Below are 16,192 nucleotides of genomic sequence, written 5' to 3' on the forward strand. Positions count from 1 at the left end.
GCCTCGAGTGAAGGTTGAGCCTGGTGGACTCAAGTTCTGGCGGGCGGGGTTGCGCGCGAGCGCACCGCGTGCCTACCTTGAGTGAAGCAGACTCAACCCGGTGTGTCCGGGCGCGCGTGCGCCGTCGGGCACCCCATCCACAACGGAGGCAGCACACATGGCACGAGCAGTCGGGATCGACCTCGGCACCACCAACTCGGTGGTCGCCGTCCTCGAGGGCGGAGAGCCCACCGTCATCGCGAACGCCGAGGGGTCGCGCACGACGCCGTCGGTGGTCGCCTTCTCCAAGACCGGCGAGGTCCTCGTCGGCGAGGTCGCCAAGCGTCAGGCGGTCACGAACGTCGACCGCACCATCAGCTCGGTGAAGCGCCACATGGGCACCGACTGGTCGGTGGAGATCGACGACAAGAAGTACACCGCGCAGGAGATCTCCGCGCGCATCCTGGGCAAGCTCAAGCGCGACGCCGAGGAGTACCTGGGCGAGCCCGTCACCGACGCGGTCGTCACCGTCCCGGCGTACTTCAACGACGCCGAGCGCCAGGCGACCAAGGACGCCGGGCAGATCGCGGGCCTCAACGTGACGCGCATCGTCAACGAGCCCACCGCGGCCGCGCTCGCGTACGGCCTGGAGAAGGGTAAGGAGGACGAGCTCATCCTCGTCTTCGACCTGGGCGGCGGCACGTTCGACGTCTCGCTCCTCGAGGTCGGCAAGGACGAGGACGACTTCTCCACGATCCAGGTCCGCGCGACCTCGGGCGACAACCGCCTGGGTGGCGACGACTGGGACCAGCGGATCGTCGAGCACCTCATCAAGCAGGTGAAGAACAGCTCGGGCGTCGACCTGTCGAAGGACAAGATCGCGCTCCAGCGTCTGCGCGAGGCCGCCGAGCAGGCGAAGAAGGAGCTCTCGTCCGCGACGAGCACCACCATCTCAATGCAGTACCTCTCGATGAGCGAGAACGGCCCCATCCACCTGGACGAGAAGCTCACGCGCGCCCAGTTCCAGCAGATGACGCAGGACCTGCTCGACCGGACGAAGGCCCCGTTCCACAAGGTCATCTCCGACGCCGGCGTCTCCGTCTCCGACATCGACCACGTCGTGCTCGTGGGTGGCTCCACCCGCATGCCGGCCGTGACCGACGTCGTCAAGGAGCTCACGGGCGGCAAGGAGCCCAACAAGGGCGTCAACCCGGACGAGGTCGTCGCCGTCGGCGCGGCTCTCCAGGCCGGCGTCATCTCGGGCGACCGCAAGGACGTCCTGCTCATCGACGTGACCCCGCTGTCCCTCGGCATCGAGACCAAGGGCGGCGTGATGACCAAGCTCATCGAGCGCAACACGGCCATCCCGACCAAGCGCAGCGAGATCTTCTCGACGGCCGAGGACAACCAGCCGTCGGTGCTCATCCAGGTGTTCCAGGGCGAGCGCGAGTTCGCGCGCGACAACAAGCCGCTCGGCACGTTCGAGCTGACCGGCATCGCGCCGGCCCCGCGCGGCGTGCCGCAGATCGAGGTCACCTTCGACATCGACGCGAACGGCATCGTCCACGTCGGCGCGAAGGACCGCGGCACCGGCAAGGAGCAGAAGATGACCATCACGGGTGGCTCGGCGCTGCCCAAGGAGGACATCGACCGCATGGTCAAGGAGGCCGAGGAGCACGCGGCCGAGGACAAGAAGCGTCGCGAGGAGGCGGAGACCCGCAACCAGGCCGAGGCGTTCGTGTACTCGACCGAGAAGCTCGTCTCCGAGAACAAGGAGAAGCTCCCGGCCGACGTCGTCACCGAGGTCGAGGCCGACATCGCGTCGGTCAAGTCCGCGCTCGAGGGCGAGGACGCCGACGCCGTGAAGACCGCGCACGAGAAGCTCGTCGCGTCCTCGCAGAAGATCGGCCAGGCGCTCTACGCCTCGGCCGAGCAGGAGCAGGCCGCCGGCAACCCCGGCGCCGCGCAGGACGACGCCACCGCCGCTGCGGGCGCGACGTCCGCTCCGGACGAGGACGTCGTCGACGCCGAGATCGTGGACGACGAGGACGACAAGAAGTGACGTCCCCCGAGGACCGGGGCCCCGAGGAGCAGGCCGGGCGCGAGCCCGGCCAGGGCCCCGAGGACAAGCCGTTCCAGTTCACCGACAAGCGCAAGGTCGACCCGGAGACCGCCCAGCCCCGCCCCTCGGGCGAGGCCGCGGCCGGGTCGGCCGGTGACGACGCGGAGACGGACCCGCTCGCGGGCCTCGACTTCGAGCCGTCGGACGAGGCCGAGGTCGACGCGGCCGTCCTGGCCGCGAAGGCCGAGGCGGCCGAGCACCTCGACGCGCTCCAGCGCGAGCGGGCCAGCTTCACGAACTACCGCAACCGGTCGCTGCGCGACCAGGAGGCCGCGCGCACGAAGGGGATCGAGGACGTGCTCACCGCGCTCCTCCCGGTCCTCGACGACATCGACCGCGCGCGGCAGCACGGCGAGCTGACGGGGCCGTTCGCGGCGATCTCCGACAAGCTCGACCAGTCGCTCGAGAAGTTCGGGATCGAGCGCTACGGCGCGGTCGGGGACGAGTTCGACCCCACCGTCCACGAGGCGCTCATGCACCAGCCCGACCCCGAGGCCACCGTCACCACGGTGAACCTCGTCATCGAGCCGGGCTACCGGATCGGGGAGCGGATCGTGCGCGCCGCGCGCGTCTCGGTCGTCGGCCCCGAGTAGGCCGGACCACCGGAGACCCCCACGTGCCCCGACGGCGCGGCGCACCTCCCGCGCGGAGGTGCGCTCCGCCGTCGGGCACGCGAGGATCACCAGCAGCAGCAGCACGACGACAGCAGCGACGACACGAAGGACCAGGACCACGACCACCGACAGGAGGGAGGCGCCGTGACCGGACAGGACTGGATGGAGAAGGACTTCTACGCCGCGCTCGGCGTCCCCAAGGACGCCGACGACGCCGCGATCAAGAAGGCCTACCGCAAGCTCGCGCGCAAGTACCACCCCGACCAGAACCAGGGTGACGCGAGCGCCGAGGCGAAGTTCAAGGAGATCGGCGAGGCGTACGCCGTGCTGTCGGACCCCAAGGAGCGCGAGCAGTACGACGCGATCCGGGCGATGGCGGGCGGGGGCGCGCGCTTCTCCGCGGGCCCCGGCGGTGCCGGGGGAGCGGGCTTCGAGGACGTGTTCGGCGGCATGTTCGGCGGCGGGGGCCCGGGTGGCACCCGGGTCCGGTACTCGACCGGTGGCCAGGGTGGCGGGTTCGAGGACATCCTCGGCTCGATGTTCGGCGGTGCGGGCGCGCAGCAGTTCGGCGGCGGACCCCGCCCGCGGGCCGGCGCGGACGTCGCCGCGGCCACGACCCTCCCGTTCCGCCAGGCGGTCGAGGGCTCGACCGTGACGTTCACCGTCGACGGCCGCAGCGTCACCACCCGCATCCCGCCGGGCGTGCGCGACGGCCAGAAGATCCGGCTGCGCGGCAAGGGCCGCCCGGGCATGGCCGGCGGTCCCGACGGCGACCTCGTCGTCACGGTGCACGTCACCCCGCACCCCGTCTTCTCCCTCGACGGCACCAACCTCCGCGCGACCGTCCCGGTGACGTTCGCCGAGGCCGCGCTCGGGGCGACCATCAGCGTGCCCACGCTCGACGGCTCGACCGTCAAGGTCAAGGTGCCGGCCGGGACGCCCTCGGGGCGCACGCTGCGCGTCAAGGGCCGGGGCGTGAAGACCGCGAAGGCGACCGGCGACCTGCTCGTCACCGTCCAGGTCGCGGTGCCGCAGAAGCTCTCGAAGGCCGCCCGCGAGGCGGTCGAGGCGTTCGCCGCCGAGACGGACGGTCAGGACGTGCGCGCCGACCTGGTCCGCCAGGCCGCGGAGTGAGGGAGGCCGTGATGGCCTACCAGAAGACTCGTCACCCGTCGGTCGGCGAGGACGCACGGAGCGCCGCCGGACGGGCTCCCGGAGGTGACGTCGACCAGGACGCCCCCGTCCTCGTCATCTCCCAGGCCGCGGCGCTCGCGGGCATGCACCCGCAGACGCTGCGTCAGTACGACCGCCTCGGCCTCGTGGTGCCGCGCCGCACCGCGGGCCGGGGACGGCGCTACTCGCTGCGCGACGTCGCGAAGCTGCTCGAGGTGCAGCGGCTCAGCCACGACGAGGGCATCAACCTCGCGGGCATCCAGCGCATCCTCGCGCTCGAGTCGCAGGTCGAGCGGCTGGAGCGCCGCATCGAGGCGCTCTCCGCGCGCGTCGAGCCCGGCGGCCGGGTGTTCGCGGCCGCGGCGAGCGGCGACGTCGTCGTCGTGCCGCGCGGGCGCAGCGTGCGCCGCGGGGTCGAGGAGGCGCTGCGCGAGACGCTCGTCGAGCACGGCGAGGCGCGTGCGCTCGTCATCTGGCGGCCCCGGCCCGACGACGCGGGGTCCTGACCTCGGCCGTCCCGCCCGGGTCTCAGCTCCGGCGGGCCTCGCGCGCGACGAGCGCCGCGGCGGCGGGGACGAGCGCGACCTCCGGGGGATCCAGGCCCGGGTCCGCGGCGCGGGTCCGCGCGGCGGCGTCGAGGTGCCGCAGGAGCACCGGGTCGGCGAGGTGGAGGAACGCGTCCAGCAGGACCCGTGCGCCCGGCGCGAGCTCGTCGTCCTCGTCGGCGGCGACCTCCGCGAGGACGACGGCGGTCACGGCGAGGTCGAGTCCGGCCGGTCCGAGCCGGGCGTTCGTCCAGTCGAGGACGGCCGGGCCGTCCGCGGTGAGCACGACGTTCGCCGGGTGCAGGTCGAGGTGCACGACGCACGGCGACCCGGAGGGCGCGTCGAGGGCCGCGAAGGACGGCGCGGTGAGCGCCGCGTACGCGGGCTCGTGCGGCGCCGGGGGCGGGACGGCGTGCAGCGCGTCGTGCAGCGCGACGAGGGTCCGGGCCGATCCGGCGAGCGACGTCCGCCCGCCGAGGATCGACTGGAGGAGCGTCGGGCCGCGCAGGAGCTCCATGGTGAGGTCGCCGTCCGTCGCGGCGTCGACGCGCGGGGCGGGGAAGCCCGCGGCACGCACGTGCCGCATGACCTCGGCGGTGCCGACCGTGTCGGCCCCCGAGCGCGAGCGCCGCAGGACGCGGTCGGCGCCGACCGCGTACAGGTCGGCGTCGGCACCCGAGAACAGCGGCGCGCCGAGCGAAGGGGCCATGAGCCGACGCTACGCCTCTCCCGCCCTCCTGACGAGGGTCGGGGCATCGGCCCTGGTCACGCATTTCCGCAAGAATGTCGTGCGCTAATACGGCGCTATTCCTGCATTTCTTAGCAAGGCCTTCCTTGCTATACATCGCGGAATTCCGGGAATACCGTGGACACGGAAGCCCGGCCCCCGAGGGGTCCTCGGAGAACAGGAGATCGCGATGAGCAGCCTCACGGAGATGCCCCAGGTCGTCGAGTGTTCCATCGACGGCTGCGGCTACAACCACGACCACGGGTGCCACGCCGGCGCCGTGACGATCGCCGGTCACGCGGGCGACGCCGAGTGCGCGACCTTCATCCCGCTGGGGACCAAGGGCGGTCTCGAGAAGGTGCTCGCGCACGTCGGCGCCTGCCAGCGCACCGAGTGCGTCCACAACTCCTCGCTCGAGTGCTCGGCCCCGTCGATCCGCGTGGGCGCGGGCGCGTCCGGCGAGGACAAGGCCGACTGCCTCACCTTCACCCCGCGCTGACGCCGACCGCGGACGCCCCCCGACACGACACGCCCCGGACCACGCGCTCACCCGCGTGGCCGGGGCGTCGTCGTGCGGTCAGCGCTGGAGCGCGTCGAGGAGCTGCACGGCGGCGGAGTGGGTGCGGGGGAGCGGTTCGAGCCAGACGCGGGGCGGTCGGCGCAGGATCGCCGTGACTCCCAGCGCGAGGCCCGTGCGCTCGATGTTGTGGCGGAGCACGGTGCGCAGGGTGTCGTCGTCGGCGCCGCGCTCCCCGAGCACGACGAAGAGCCCGTTGCCGAGGGAGGCCATCGGGTGGCCGTCGCCGAACGTGTGCGTGAGCGCGCGGCCCATCGCTGCCGACCGCGCGAAGCGCTGCCACCCGGTCAGGTGGTCGAGCGCGACGTCCACGACGAGCAGGCCGTGCGACGCCGCGGCGTCGACCCCCGCGCGCTGCGCGACGCCGTACGTCTCCCGGAGCCGTTGGACCAGGTACTGGGACGTCGCGAGACCGGACTCGGGGTCCATCACCTCGGGCGTCACGGGCGTCGCCTCGTAGCCGTCGGACCACCCGACCGCGACCGCGCGGAGCAGGTCGGTCCCGGGCTCGCGGTCGTGCGACCGGTACAGGCACACCACGTCGTCGATGGCCTCGCCGATCCCGACGCCCGCCTCGGCCCGCACGCGGCCGAGCCGCTCGGCGGCCGGTGCCCCGTCCCGCCCCTCGCACAGCGCCTCGGCGAGGGCGTCGACGGCAGGGTGGTACCAGTCGCCCGGTCGCAGCCAGACGCTCTCGGCGCTCGCGCGACGCCAGCGCTCGCGCACGGCGTCAGGAGCGGGCACGGTGTACCCGTGGAGGTGGTCCATGTAGATGAGACGGGCGAGCGGCCGATCCATGACGCGGGTCGGCGAAGGAGTTTCCGGGACGCCGGGTTCGGGGTGAAATCGGGCGAACAGGGACGACTCCGGCCGTTACCGTTCCGTCGTCGGAAGCCCTCTGCCCTGAAGTTGGACGGGCGTCTACTATGGCCACCGTACGCCTCGGAGCGGGGCGGTCTCCGGGGCGGGTGACATGACGCAGGCGCAGGAACGGGTGTGGAGCGAGGCGTTCAGCGACGCCGAGCTCATCACAGCCGTGCGCGAGGGCGACACGAGCGCCTACGGCGCGCTGTACGAGCGCCACGCCGCCGCCGCCCGCACGGTCGCGCGCCAGTACGTCCGCTCGACCGCCGACGCCGACGACGTCGTCTCCGACGCGTTCGCCCGCACGCTCTCCGTGCTCCAGGGCGGGGGCGGCCCCGACGTCACCTTCCGCGCCTATCTCTTCACGGTCGTCCGGCGCCTCTCCTACGACCTCGTCAACGGCGCTCGACGCACCCAGCCGACCGACGACGAGCGCACCTTCGAGACCGCGTTCGGACCCATGGCGTCCACGGAGGACCCGACCCTCGAGGGGTTCGAGCGCTCGACGGTGACGCGCGCCTACCAGGACCTCCCCGAGCGGTGGCGCGCCGTGCTCTGGTACACGGAGGTCGAGAACCTCTCGCCGGCGGACATCGCGCCGATCCTCGGCCTCACCGCGAACGGCGTCTCCGCGCTCGCCTACCGGGCGCGCGAGGGGCTGCGGCAGGCGTACCTCCAGCAGCACCTGACGTCCGTCCCCGCCGAGGAGTGCCGCACGGTCAACGCGCTCCTCGGCTCGTACGTGCGCGGCGGGCTCGCCAAGCGCGAGACGGCGCGCGTGGAGTCTCACCTCGAGGGCTGCGGCGAGTGCCGCGCGCTCGTGCTCGAGCTGGGCGACGTGTCGCACGGCATGCGCGCCGTCATCGCCCCGCTGGTCCTCGGCGTCGGCGCGCTCGGTCTCGTCGGGACCGCCCTCCCGACGTTCGGCGGCGCGGCCGTCGCCGGAGGCGTCGGTGCCGCCCTCCAGGGTTCGTCGAGCGGGGGCGCGGGATCGGCGGGCGGGTCCGCTGCCGCAGGCGGCTCCGGCGGTGCGGGCGCGAGCGCCGGCGGAGGCGCGGCCGGGACCGGTGCCGTCGGTGGCGCGGGTGCCGCTGCAGGCGCGGCCGGTGGTTCCGGCGGTGCGGTCGGGGCGGGAGCGGCGTCCGTCGGTGGCGCAGCGGCCGCGGCCGGCGGTGCGGCGGCCGGCGGCGGCGCGCTCGCCGCGGCCGGTGCCGGCGGCCTCGTCGCCCTCGTCACGTCGGCGCCGCTCGCTGCCGCGGCCGTCACGGTCGGCGTTCTCGCGGTCGCCGGGCTCGGCGTCGCGGGCGCCCTCGGCGTGTTCTCGCCGGAGCCCGCACCCACCCCGACCGCACAGACCTCCCCGTCCCCGTCCGAGTCGCCGACGCCGTCCACGGGGACCACGACGCCGGACCCGACCACCGACCCGACGTCGCCCACGAACATCCCGCCCGCCCCGACCGACGGGACCGCCGCCGGGGCGAGCGACACGACCGGGACCGGCGGTGGCTCGCCGACGGACGGCACCACGCCCGTCGGGTCGACGCCGGGCACCACGACGCCGGGCGGGTCCACCGACCCGGGCACCGGCACGCCGACGCCCCCCGACCCAGGGACCGGGACGCCCGGGCCGACGGACCCGGGAACGCCCGAGCCCGCCCCGGCGACCCTGGACCTCGCGCTCGGTGCGGACGTCGTCCTCGTCGCGCGACAGCCCGCCGACGTCCGCATGACGGTCTCGAACTCCGGAGGGCGCGCGGCGCAGAACGTCGCCGTCGAGGTCGACCTGCCACCGGGCGTCGAGACCGTCAGCTCGGCGCTCGTCCCCCGGGGCACCTCGTTCGTGCCTGCGCTCCGGACGGCGGCGCTGCCCTGCGGGCCGACGGCCGGTGGCGGCACGCTCACGTGCGCCATCGGCGCGCTCGCGCCCGGAGAGGTCCGAGACCTGGTCGTCACGGTCACGGCCCGGGGCGGTGGCGCCTACGAGTTCCCCGCGCGCGTGACGGCGGACGGGCTCCCGACGGTCAGGACCAGCCTGAAGCCGCCCCCGCTCGAGTACGTCGGCACCGAGGTCCGGCTGGACGAGGAGCGCGTCTCGGTACCGGCGAACCCGGGGGTCACGCCGCTCACGCTGACGGCGACCAACACAGGCGACCGGGCCGCCCGCGGCGTGAGCTTCACGGTGCCGCGGTTGCCGGAGGGCTTGTCCGTCCGGCCGGCGAGCGACGCGTGGACGTGCACCACCCAGGACTGGTCCCGCTCGCTGACGTGCGAGCGCGACGTCCCCCTGCCGGAGCCCACGCGCGGTGCGGGAGCGGGGCCCGAGGTGAGCCTCGACCTCGAGCTCAGGGCCGACGGGAGCTACGTGCCGTCCGCCCGGCAGGAGGCGGACGGGTCGATCCGCGTGGAGCCGGCCTCGTTCCCGGTGCAGGTGCGCGCGGGCAGCGCGAGCGCGGGCGTCACCGCGGAGCGGACGATGAGCGCGGCGGTGCCGCTCGCGTGGCTCGGCGCCGAGGACGTCCACGTCCGTGCGGAGAACGTCGGCGGCGAGGTGCGGTACGTCGCGGAGGTCGTGAACACGACCGGGGCCCCGGTCACGGTCGACGTCGTCGTACCCGACACCCCCGCGTGGTCGGACGCCGAGGTACCGGGGCGCACGAGCGTGGACGAGAAGGCCGGACTGACGGTCGACGTGAACGCGGCCGCGGTCCCCGAGAGCATGATCCTCCTCACCCAGGAACGGCTCCTCGCCGGCGACCCGGTTCCCGCCCGGCCCGCGAGCGACCTCGCTCTCACGCTCCCACCGCAGGCGATCGCGCCCACGGCTCCGGCACCGTCGGTCGGGCAGTGCGTGTTCGACCCCGCGACGGACACGTCGTCCGCGCCCGTGCGCCTGACCTACGACAACTCGGCGTCGACCCTGCCGGTCGTGTTCTCCGTCGACGGCCGGCCGGGCCTGACGGCGACGGTCGCGGGCGGGGAGACGCAGGTCGTGGACCTGCCGCGCGCCGGGGCACAGGCCGCCGCCTACACGGTGCGTGCCGACGGCCGCGAGCTCGGCACGCGCACGGTGGGCGCCGTCGACTGCTTCGAGTGGTCGGTGACGGGCAGCGCGACGGCGCGCTGGTCCGCGGAGACCCGGTCGGTCGTGGTGCAGGGCGAGCTCCGCAACGGTCACGCGGCGACGACGCTGCGCGTCACCATGGACGGCGGTGCGCTGGGCGTCACGAAGGCGGTGGACGTCGCACCGGGCGAGAGGGTGACGCTCACGCTCGACACCGGATCGCGCGAGGTGGCGGCCGGCAAGGTCGTCCTCCACGCGACACGGCTCGACGGGTCCGGGCGGTCGCACTCCGTGACCGCCTCGTACGACGCGGTCCGGCACGCACCCGCCGTGGGCTCGCCGGTCGTCGGGAAGTGCGTGCTCGACCCGAAGACCGAGCTGTCCTCCGCGACGGTCTCGCTGCGGTACGACAACACGCGCTCGACCGTCCCGGTCGTCTTCTCGGTCGAGGGGCGCGAGGACCTGAACCGGACCGTCGACGGCGGCGCGGCCGTGACGGTCGACGTGCCCGGAGGCGTGGCCCAGTCGCTGCTGCGGCTCGCGGTGCTCGCCGACGGCGCGCCGCTCGCCAGCCACGACGTCCCTGCCGTCGACTGCTTCGACTGGAAGAAGGTCGCGCACGCGGCCGACGCTGAGACGTCCTGGGCGGTGGCTCCCGGGACCGGCGTCGGCACTTCCGTCGTGACCGGCACGTTCCACAACCCGTACGCCGCGACGACGCTCCGCGTCGGGATGTCGACCCCGCACGGCGACGCCGCGCCGGTCGACGTCGCGCCGGGTGCCGAGGCGACGTTCACCGTGGACGCGAAGGCGCTGTCCGTCCCCGCCGGGACGGCGACGTTCACGGTCGAGCGCGCGGCGCCGTCGGGCCCGGGCGGGGAGGCGGTCGAGGCCCGCTACGGCGCCCTCGAGTACAGCCCGGAGTGGGCCCGGTCCGCGACGGTCGACGCGCGCTGGCAGGACGGCTCGGTCAAGCTCGTCGGCACGCTGACCAACGACTCTCCGGAGACGATCGACGTGGTCATGTCGGCCGTCGGCCACGGGGACTCGGCACCCGCGCGGCAGGTCGCGCCCGGCGCGACCGCGACGTTCACCGTGGACACGCGCGCGCTCGACGTGAAGCCCGGCTCCGTCACGTTCCGCCAGTCGCGAACCGTGCTCGGCACGACCTTCGCGGACGCACGCCTCACGGCGAGGTACCAGGGCGACCGGTACCAGCCCGACTGGACCGCCACCCCGACGGTGGTCGCGCAGTGCGCCGCCGGGAGCGACGGCGTCGTCCTCTCCGTGACCCTGCGCAACGACTCGCCCGAGGCGATGCACGTCGTCGCCCGCACGCCGTTCGGCGACCGCGACCTGGGCGACGTCGCCCCCGGCGCGAGCGTGCGCGAGGACGTCGCGGCGGACGCGCTCGCCGTCAAGGCCGGGAAGGTCGAGCTCGAGCTCTCGCGCACGGTGCTCGGGGTGTCGTTCACCGAGACCCTCTCGGAGCACTTCGACGCGGTCGACTGCACGGTCGAGGCGCCGACGGCGAGCCTCGTCCTCGGCGACCCGTACTACGACGCCCAGCGCGGCCACTCGTACCGCCCCGTGTCGATCCTGCTCGACAACTCCGGCTCGAACGTCCCGGTGACGTTCCGCGTCACGGGGCAGGCCAAGGGCGAGTGGACCGTCGCGGCCGGGGAGCGGCGCACGGAGGGGCTCGGTGAGGCGCCGTGGTCCGGGGCGTCCTACGTCGTCCACGCGGGCAGGTGGACCGGGCAGCTCAAGGTCGACGACTTCAGCGCGGCCCCCGCCTGCTACCCGGAGTGGGAGGCGGGCGTCTGGTACGACCACGACGCCGAGGTCTCCTACCGTGGCTGGAACTACACGGCGCGCAACGCCAGCGTCCTCGTGCGACCGGACCGCGACCCCCTCGGGCTGTTCTGGCAGCGCGGTTCGCGCTGCGGCGAGGGCTGACGGACGTCGTCGCCCCGGACGGCCACGCCGGCGGGGTGGGGCGGTCCGGCTACGGCAGGACGTCCGCGAGCGCGTCGTCGACGGGCTGGTCGCCGCCGACGAGATCGAGCACGAGGCCGGCCGACCGCGGTTCGTGGAGGACGGCGGCGAGCACGAGCGCGACGTCGTCGCGCGTCACGTCCGACCTCTCGCCCACGGCAGCCCCGGGCTTGCGTCGCTTGCCGCGCGGCTTGTCGCCGTCCCCGACGGGCGCGAGCGCGACGAGGCCGACGCCGGGGTCGTCGGTGAGGTGCCCGGGCCGCACGATGGTCCAGGCGAGGTCGGTCCGCGCACGCAGGTCGTCCTCGGCTGCTGCCTTGGCGCGCAGGTACGCCCAGAACACGTCGTCGACGTCGTCGGGCCGCTCGTCGGCACGCGCCGCCTCGACGCCGCGGGAGGAGAGGAGCACGTAGCGTCCGACGCCCGCGCGCTCGGCGGCGTCGGCGAGCAGCGCGGCGCCGGCCCGGTCGACCGCGTCCTTGCGCGGCGCTCCGCTGCCGGGACCGGCGCCGGCCGCGAACACGACGGCGTCCACGCCCTCCAGCTCGAACGACACCGCGACGGCGTCGTCCTTCTCGAGGTCGATGAGGGCGACGTGCGCGCCCAGCTCGGTGAGGTCCGTGATCTGCGCGGCGGACCGCACGAAGGCGACGACGTCGTCTCCGCGCTCCACCAAGGTTCGGGCCAGGCGACGGCCGACCTGGCCGTGACCTCCCGCGATGACTGTGCGCATGGGCCGAACGTATCGCCGTGGGGGCGTCCGCGCCCGGCGAAGCGGCGTCGGCCGGGTGCCTCGACGGCGTGCCGGCGGGCCGGGCCGGGCGGGGGTTGCGCTGCCGGGCGCGTGGTCCCCCACGTACCCCCACGTCGACCGCGGCCCGGCAGCGCTGGTCCTCAGGCGGCGTCCCCCGTGCCGCCGAGGACGACGGGGGTCTGCGGGTCGAACCGGTAGCCGAGCCCGCGGACCGTGGTGATGACGTGCTCCAGCCCGAGCTTCTCGCGCAGGCGGCGCACGTGGACGTCGATGGTGCGGCTGCCCGCGGCGACCTCGTGGTCGGCCCACACGGTCTCGAGCAGCTCGGCCCGGGTCACGACGCGGTGCGCCGTGCGGGCGAGGTAGGACAGGAGCTCGAGCTCCCGGAACGTCAGGCGCGCGGACCGGCCCTCGACCGTGACGGTGCGGCCCGCGGGGTCGATGACGACGCGCGGCACGGGGGAGAGCGTCGCGAGCCGCTCGCGGAACGCCGCGATGTCCTGCACGGGCGACGACGTCGCGGTCGTGGGCTCGGCGAGCGCGAGGGCCGTGTAGGTCTCGGCGCTCGGCAGCCAGTCGCGGGCGAGCTCACCCAGAGCCTCGGCGAGCTCGACGAGCTGTGCCTGGGGCTGCTCGCCCGGCGCGGCGTCCACGCCGACGTAGAGGACGAAGCCGGGGTTGCGGCGGGGCGCGGCGTCCGGCGCGACCGTGGCGTGCGGCGCGGCAGGGCGCTGCGGTGCGAGGGTCCGGGGTGCGGCGGCGCGCGTCGAGGTGCGGCGGGCGGGGCGGGTAGCGGTGAGCGTCATGGGTGGCTCCGGGTGCGTCGGGCCGACGGCGTCGCCGGGGAACCGGCGGGTCGGCAGGGGTCGAGGGCTGAACCGAGGTGCGGGAGAGGGTTCAGGCCTGACAACAGACGCACATGACCGCGCCCGGGAGCGCGCCGGACGGCGCGCTGGCGGGACGGGTCGAGGTGCTCACGGGAGCGAGCATGGCAGCGCACCGCGCGGTACGCCAAGGGGAGCGCGGGAACTTCTCAGCATGCGGAACGGCCGAGTCTCGCGTTCCGGGCTCGGGGGCCGACGGCGACCGGCGCGGCCGGGGTCGGCCACGCGTGTCCGCACAGGTGGGAGGCTGTCAGACGACGCCGTAGAGGCGGTCCCCGGCGTCGCCGAGGCCGGGGACGATGTACGCCTTCTCGTTGAGGCGCTCGTCGACCGCGGCGACCACGAGCTGGACGTCCACGCGGTCGCCGACCGCGTTCTCCAGCACCTGGATCCCCTCGGGAGCGGCGAGCAGGCAGACCGCCGTGACGTCGCGCGCCCCGCGCGCGAACACGTAGTCGATCGCTGCCACGAGCGTGCCGCCCGTCGCGAGCATCGGGTCCAGGAGGAACACGTGCCGACCCGTGAGGTCGTCGGGGAGGCGGTTCGCGTAGGTGACCGCCTCGAGCGTCTCCTCGTCGCGCTGCATGCCGAGGAACCCGACCTCCGCCGTCGGCAGGAGGCGCGTCATGCCCTCGAGCATCCCCAGGCCCGCGCGCAGGATGGGGACGACGAGGGGGCGGGGCTCCGCGAGGCGCACGCCGACCGTCGTCGTCACCGGCGTCTCGATCTCGTGCGGCTCGACCCGCACGTCGCGCGTGGCCTCGTAGGCGAGCAGCGTGACCAGCTCGTCGACGAGGAGCCGGAACGTCGGGGACGCCGTCTCCTTGTTCCGCAGGACGGTCAGCTTGTGGGCCACGAGCGGGTGGTCGGCGACGTGCAGGCGCATGGCGACAACGGTATCCGACCGCGGGACCTCCCGTACCGCCCGGTAACCGGCCGGGTCCGCCAGTTGTCAGGGCTGCACCGGTCTATAGCCTGGTGAGGCGCTGACGGCTCTCCGTACGTACCGCAGAGCGGTCAGCACCTCGTCGCGGCCTGGCGCGACGAGCCGCTGACACCTCGGAGGTCCCGTGCCCGACGACGTCGCTCACCTGCCGTGGGCGGACGGGACGTTCCCGCCGGCCACGGTCGCGGCCCGCCGCCAGGTCTGGGACGCGCTCATGGGCCTCGCGCTGCACGAGGCGACCCACGCGCTCGCGAGCGACGACGTGCCGGTGGGTGCGCTCGTCGTCGGGCGGGACGGGCGCCTGCTGGGCGTGGGGCGCAACCGGCGCGAGGAGACCGGCGACCCGACCGCGCACGCCGAGGTGCTCGCCCTGCGCCAGGCCGCCGCGACGCTGGGCGAGTGGCGGCTCGAGGGGTGCACGCTCGTCGTCACGCTCGAGCCGTGCGTCATGTGCGCCGGGGCGCTCGTGCTCGCGCGCGTCGAGCGGCTCGTGCTCGGCGCGTGGGACCCCAAGGCCGGCGCGACCGGCTCGGTGTGGGACCTCGTGCGCGACCAGCGCGCCAACCACGCCGTCGAGGTGGTCGGCGGAATCCGCGAGGACGAGTGCGCCCACCTCCTGCGCGCTTTCTTCGCCGCCCAGCGCTGACGGTCACCCCCGCACCCCGCCGAGCACGACATGAGGGTCGTCATCGAGCGGATGACGACCCTCACGTCGTGCTCGACGCGGGCTCGTGTCGTGCTCGTGCTCGGCGTCAGTGCGGGAGCGACTCCGCGAGCGTCGTGAGGGTCTCGGTGGTGCCGGCGTCGACCTTGAGCGTCGCGAGCGGGTCGCCGCGCGTCCAGCCGCGGTTGACGATGACGACCGGCTTGCCCGCCTTCGCCGCGTGCCGCACGAACCGCAGCCCGCTCATCACCGTCAGTGACGAGCCCGCCACGAGCAGCGCGTCGCCCTCGTCGACCATCGCGTACGCCCGGTCGACCCGCTCCCGCGGCACGTTCTCCCCGAAGTACACGATCTCCGGCTTGAGCACCCCGCCGCAGAACTCGCACGGCGCCGGGCGGAAGTGCGACGTCTGCTCGATCACGGCGTCCGCGTCCGGCGCGATCTCCACGTCCGCGACGTCGCCGATGCTCTCGATGAACCCCGGGTTGAGCGCCGTCAGCCGGTCGGCGAGGTGCTCGCGCGAGATGACGCGCCCGCACTGGAGACAGATCACGCGGTCGTAGCGGCCGTGCAGGTCGATGACGTTCCGGCTGCCCGCGTCCTCGTGGAGCAGGTCCACGTTCTGCGTGATCAGCCCCACGAGCACGCCCGCGTCCTCCAGTCGCGCCAGCGCGCGGTGGCCCGCGTTCGGCTGCGTGCGGTGCACGTGCTGCCAGCCCACGTGGTTGCGCGCCCAGTAGTGGCGCCGGAACGCCTCGTCCTGCACGAACTGCTGGTACGTCATCGGGTTGCGCGGCGGCGAGTCCGGGCCGCGGTAGTCCGGGATGCCCGAGTCCGTGGACAGACCCGCGCCCGTGAGCGCCGTGACCCGCAGCCCGCGCAGGAGCCGCACGGCGTCCTCCGCCGTCCCCAGCGGCGGCGCCGGCTCCGTGCCCGACGGCGGCGGCTGGCTCGGACGCCACGCGAGCCGCGAGGTCAGGGTCGGGACGGCCGACGGCGGCAGGTCCGCGGAGGACGTGGCCACGTGCGCGGGGGACGCGGTCGAGGGTTCGGTGGAGTCGCTCGGGTACGGCGCGGTCGGGTCGGTGGGCACGTCTCCCACGGTACGACGGTGCGCGAGGTAGAGCCGTGGTTGCGCGAGGTAGAGCCGTGGTTGGCCGAGGTAGTGCCGTGGTTGGGCGAGGTAGTGCCGTGGTTCTTGGGCTCGACGGCGTGTGGTTGCGTTGGGTGGTCGGGGTGGGTGGTGGTGCCGCGTCTACCATCCGCCGCTCGTTCCTCGCGGCT

The 16,192-nt window shown here is 74.3% G+C and carries 13 protein-coding genes; 7 read left to right on the plus strand and 6 right to left on the minus strand.

Features of this window, described 5'->3' with window-relative positions; genetic code table 11:
* Nucleotides 1–157: 157 nt before the first annotated feature.
* The 4 genes from dnaK (at nt 158) to AC6CH9_RS11590 (ending at nt 4,394) form a co-directional block, all read left to right on the plus strand.
* On the plus strand, nt 158–2,041 hold the full coding sequence (gene dnaK, locus AC6CH9_RS11575; RefSeq protein ID WP_047234439.1) for a molecular chaperone DnaK: 1,884 nt from the start codon (nt 158–160) through the stop codon (nt 2,039–2,041).
* The gene (grpE, locus tag AC6CH9_RS11580) at nt 2,038–2,694 is read left to right on the plus strand and encodes a nucleotide exchange factor GrpE (protein ID WP_498155019.1); all 657 of its coding nucleotides are present in this window, start codon (nt 2,038–2,040) and stop codon (nt 2,692–2,694) included. Before dnaK ends, grpE begins: the two co-directional genes overlap by 4 nt.
* 165 nt (nt 2,695–2,859) lie before the next feature.
* Nucleotides 2,860–3,849: a DnaJ C-terminal domain-containing protein gene (locus AC6CH9_RS11585; RefSeq protein WP_498155020.1), complete on the plus strand. Its 990-nt coding sequence runs from the start codon at nt 2,860–2,862 to the stop codon at nt 3,847–3,849.
* Between the two features lie 143 nt (nt 3,850–3,992).
* Nucleotides 3,993–4,394, plus strand: a complete 402-nt coding sequence (locus tag AC6CH9_RS11590) for a heat shock protein transcriptional repressor HspR (RefSeq protein ID WP_440674888.1) — start codon at nt 3,993–3,995, stop codon at nt 4,392–4,394.
* A gap of 22 nt (nt 4,395–4,416) precedes the next feature.
* Here the strand turns inward: AC6CH9_RS11590 and AC6CH9_RS11595 are convergent, their stop codons facing one another.
* Complete coding sequence (locus tag AC6CH9_RS11595; protein WP_498155021.1) at nt 4,417–5,142, minus strand: phosphotransferase family protein; 726 nt, start codon at nt 5,140–5,142, stop codon at nt 4,417–4,419.
* A gap of 208 nt (nt 5,143–5,350) precedes the next feature.
* Between AC6CH9_RS11595 and AC6CH9_RS11600 the strand changes: the two genes are divergently transcribed.
* Nucleotides 5,351–5,659 (plus strand): DUF1540 domain-containing protein, encoded by a 309-nt coding sequence (locus tag AC6CH9_RS11600; protein ID WP_047234443.1) that lies wholly within the window; start codon nt 5,351–5,353, stop codon nt 5,657–5,659.
* Nucleotides 5,660–5,737: 78 nt separating this feature from the next.
* Here AC6CH9_RS11600 and AC6CH9_RS11605 read toward each other — a convergent pair whose 3' ends face one another.
* Nucleotides 5,738–6,535 carry a hypothetical protein gene (locus AC6CH9_RS11605; protein WP_498155022.1) on the minus strand — a complete coding sequence of 266 codons (798 nt, stop codon included), beginning with the start codon at nt 6,533–6,535 and terminating at the stop codon, nt 5,738–5,740.
* A gap of 175 nt (nt 6,536–6,710) precedes the next feature.
* Here AC6CH9_RS11605 and AC6CH9_RS11610 point away from each other — a divergent pair, with 175 nt between their 5' ends.
* Entirely contained in the window at nt 6,711–11,621 is a 4,911-nt protein-coding gene (locus tag AC6CH9_RS11610; RefSeq protein WP_498155023.1) for a sigma-70 family RNA polymerase sigma factor, read from the plus strand.
* A gap of 49 nt (nt 11,622–11,670) precedes the next feature.
* Here AC6CH9_RS11610 and AC6CH9_RS11615 read toward each other — a convergent pair whose 3' ends face one another.
* From AC6CH9_RS11615 to upp, 3 genes are all read right to left on the minus strand, one after another.
* Nucleotides 11,671–12,393 (minus strand): SDR family oxidoreductase, encoded by a 723-nt coding sequence (locus AC6CH9_RS11615; RefSeq protein WP_498155024.1) that lies wholly within the window; start codon nt 12,391–12,393, stop codon nt 11,671–11,673.
* A gap of 161 nt (nt 12,394–12,554) precedes the next feature.
* Complete coding sequence (locus AC6CH9_RS11620; RefSeq protein ID WP_498155025.1) at nt 12,555–13,220, minus strand: winged helix-turn-helix domain-containing protein; 666 nt, start codon at nt 13,218–13,220, stop codon at nt 12,555–12,557.
* Nucleotides 13,221–13,548: 328 nt separating this feature from the next.
* Complete coding sequence (gene upp / locus AC6CH9_RS11625) at nt 13,549–14,184, minus strand: uracil phosphoribosyltransferase (RefSeq protein ID WP_047232332.1); 636 nt, start codon at nt 14,182–14,184, stop codon at nt 13,549–13,551.
* 274 nt (nt 14,185–14,458) lie between these two features.
* Between upp and AC6CH9_RS11630 the strand changes: the two genes are divergently transcribed.
* The gene (locus AC6CH9_RS11630; RefSeq protein ID WP_498155190.1) at nt 14,459–14,890 is read left to right on the plus strand and encodes a nucleoside deaminase; all 432 of its coding nucleotides are present in this window, start codon (nt 14,459–14,461) and stop codon (nt 14,888–14,890) included.
* Nucleotides 14,891–14,996: 106 nt separating this feature from the next.
* On the opposite strand, the gene AC6CH9_RS11635 is transcribed toward AC6CH9_RS11630, so the two are convergent.
* Nucleotides 14,997–15,821, minus strand: a complete 825-nt coding sequence (locus AC6CH9_RS11635) for an NAD-dependent protein deacetylase (RefSeq protein WP_498155191.1) — start codon at nt 15,819–15,821, stop codon at nt 14,997–14,999.
* Between the last annotated feature and the right edge of the window lie 371 nt (nt 15,822–16,192).

Source organism: Cellulosimicrobium sp. GQ32, assembly GCF_059758455.1.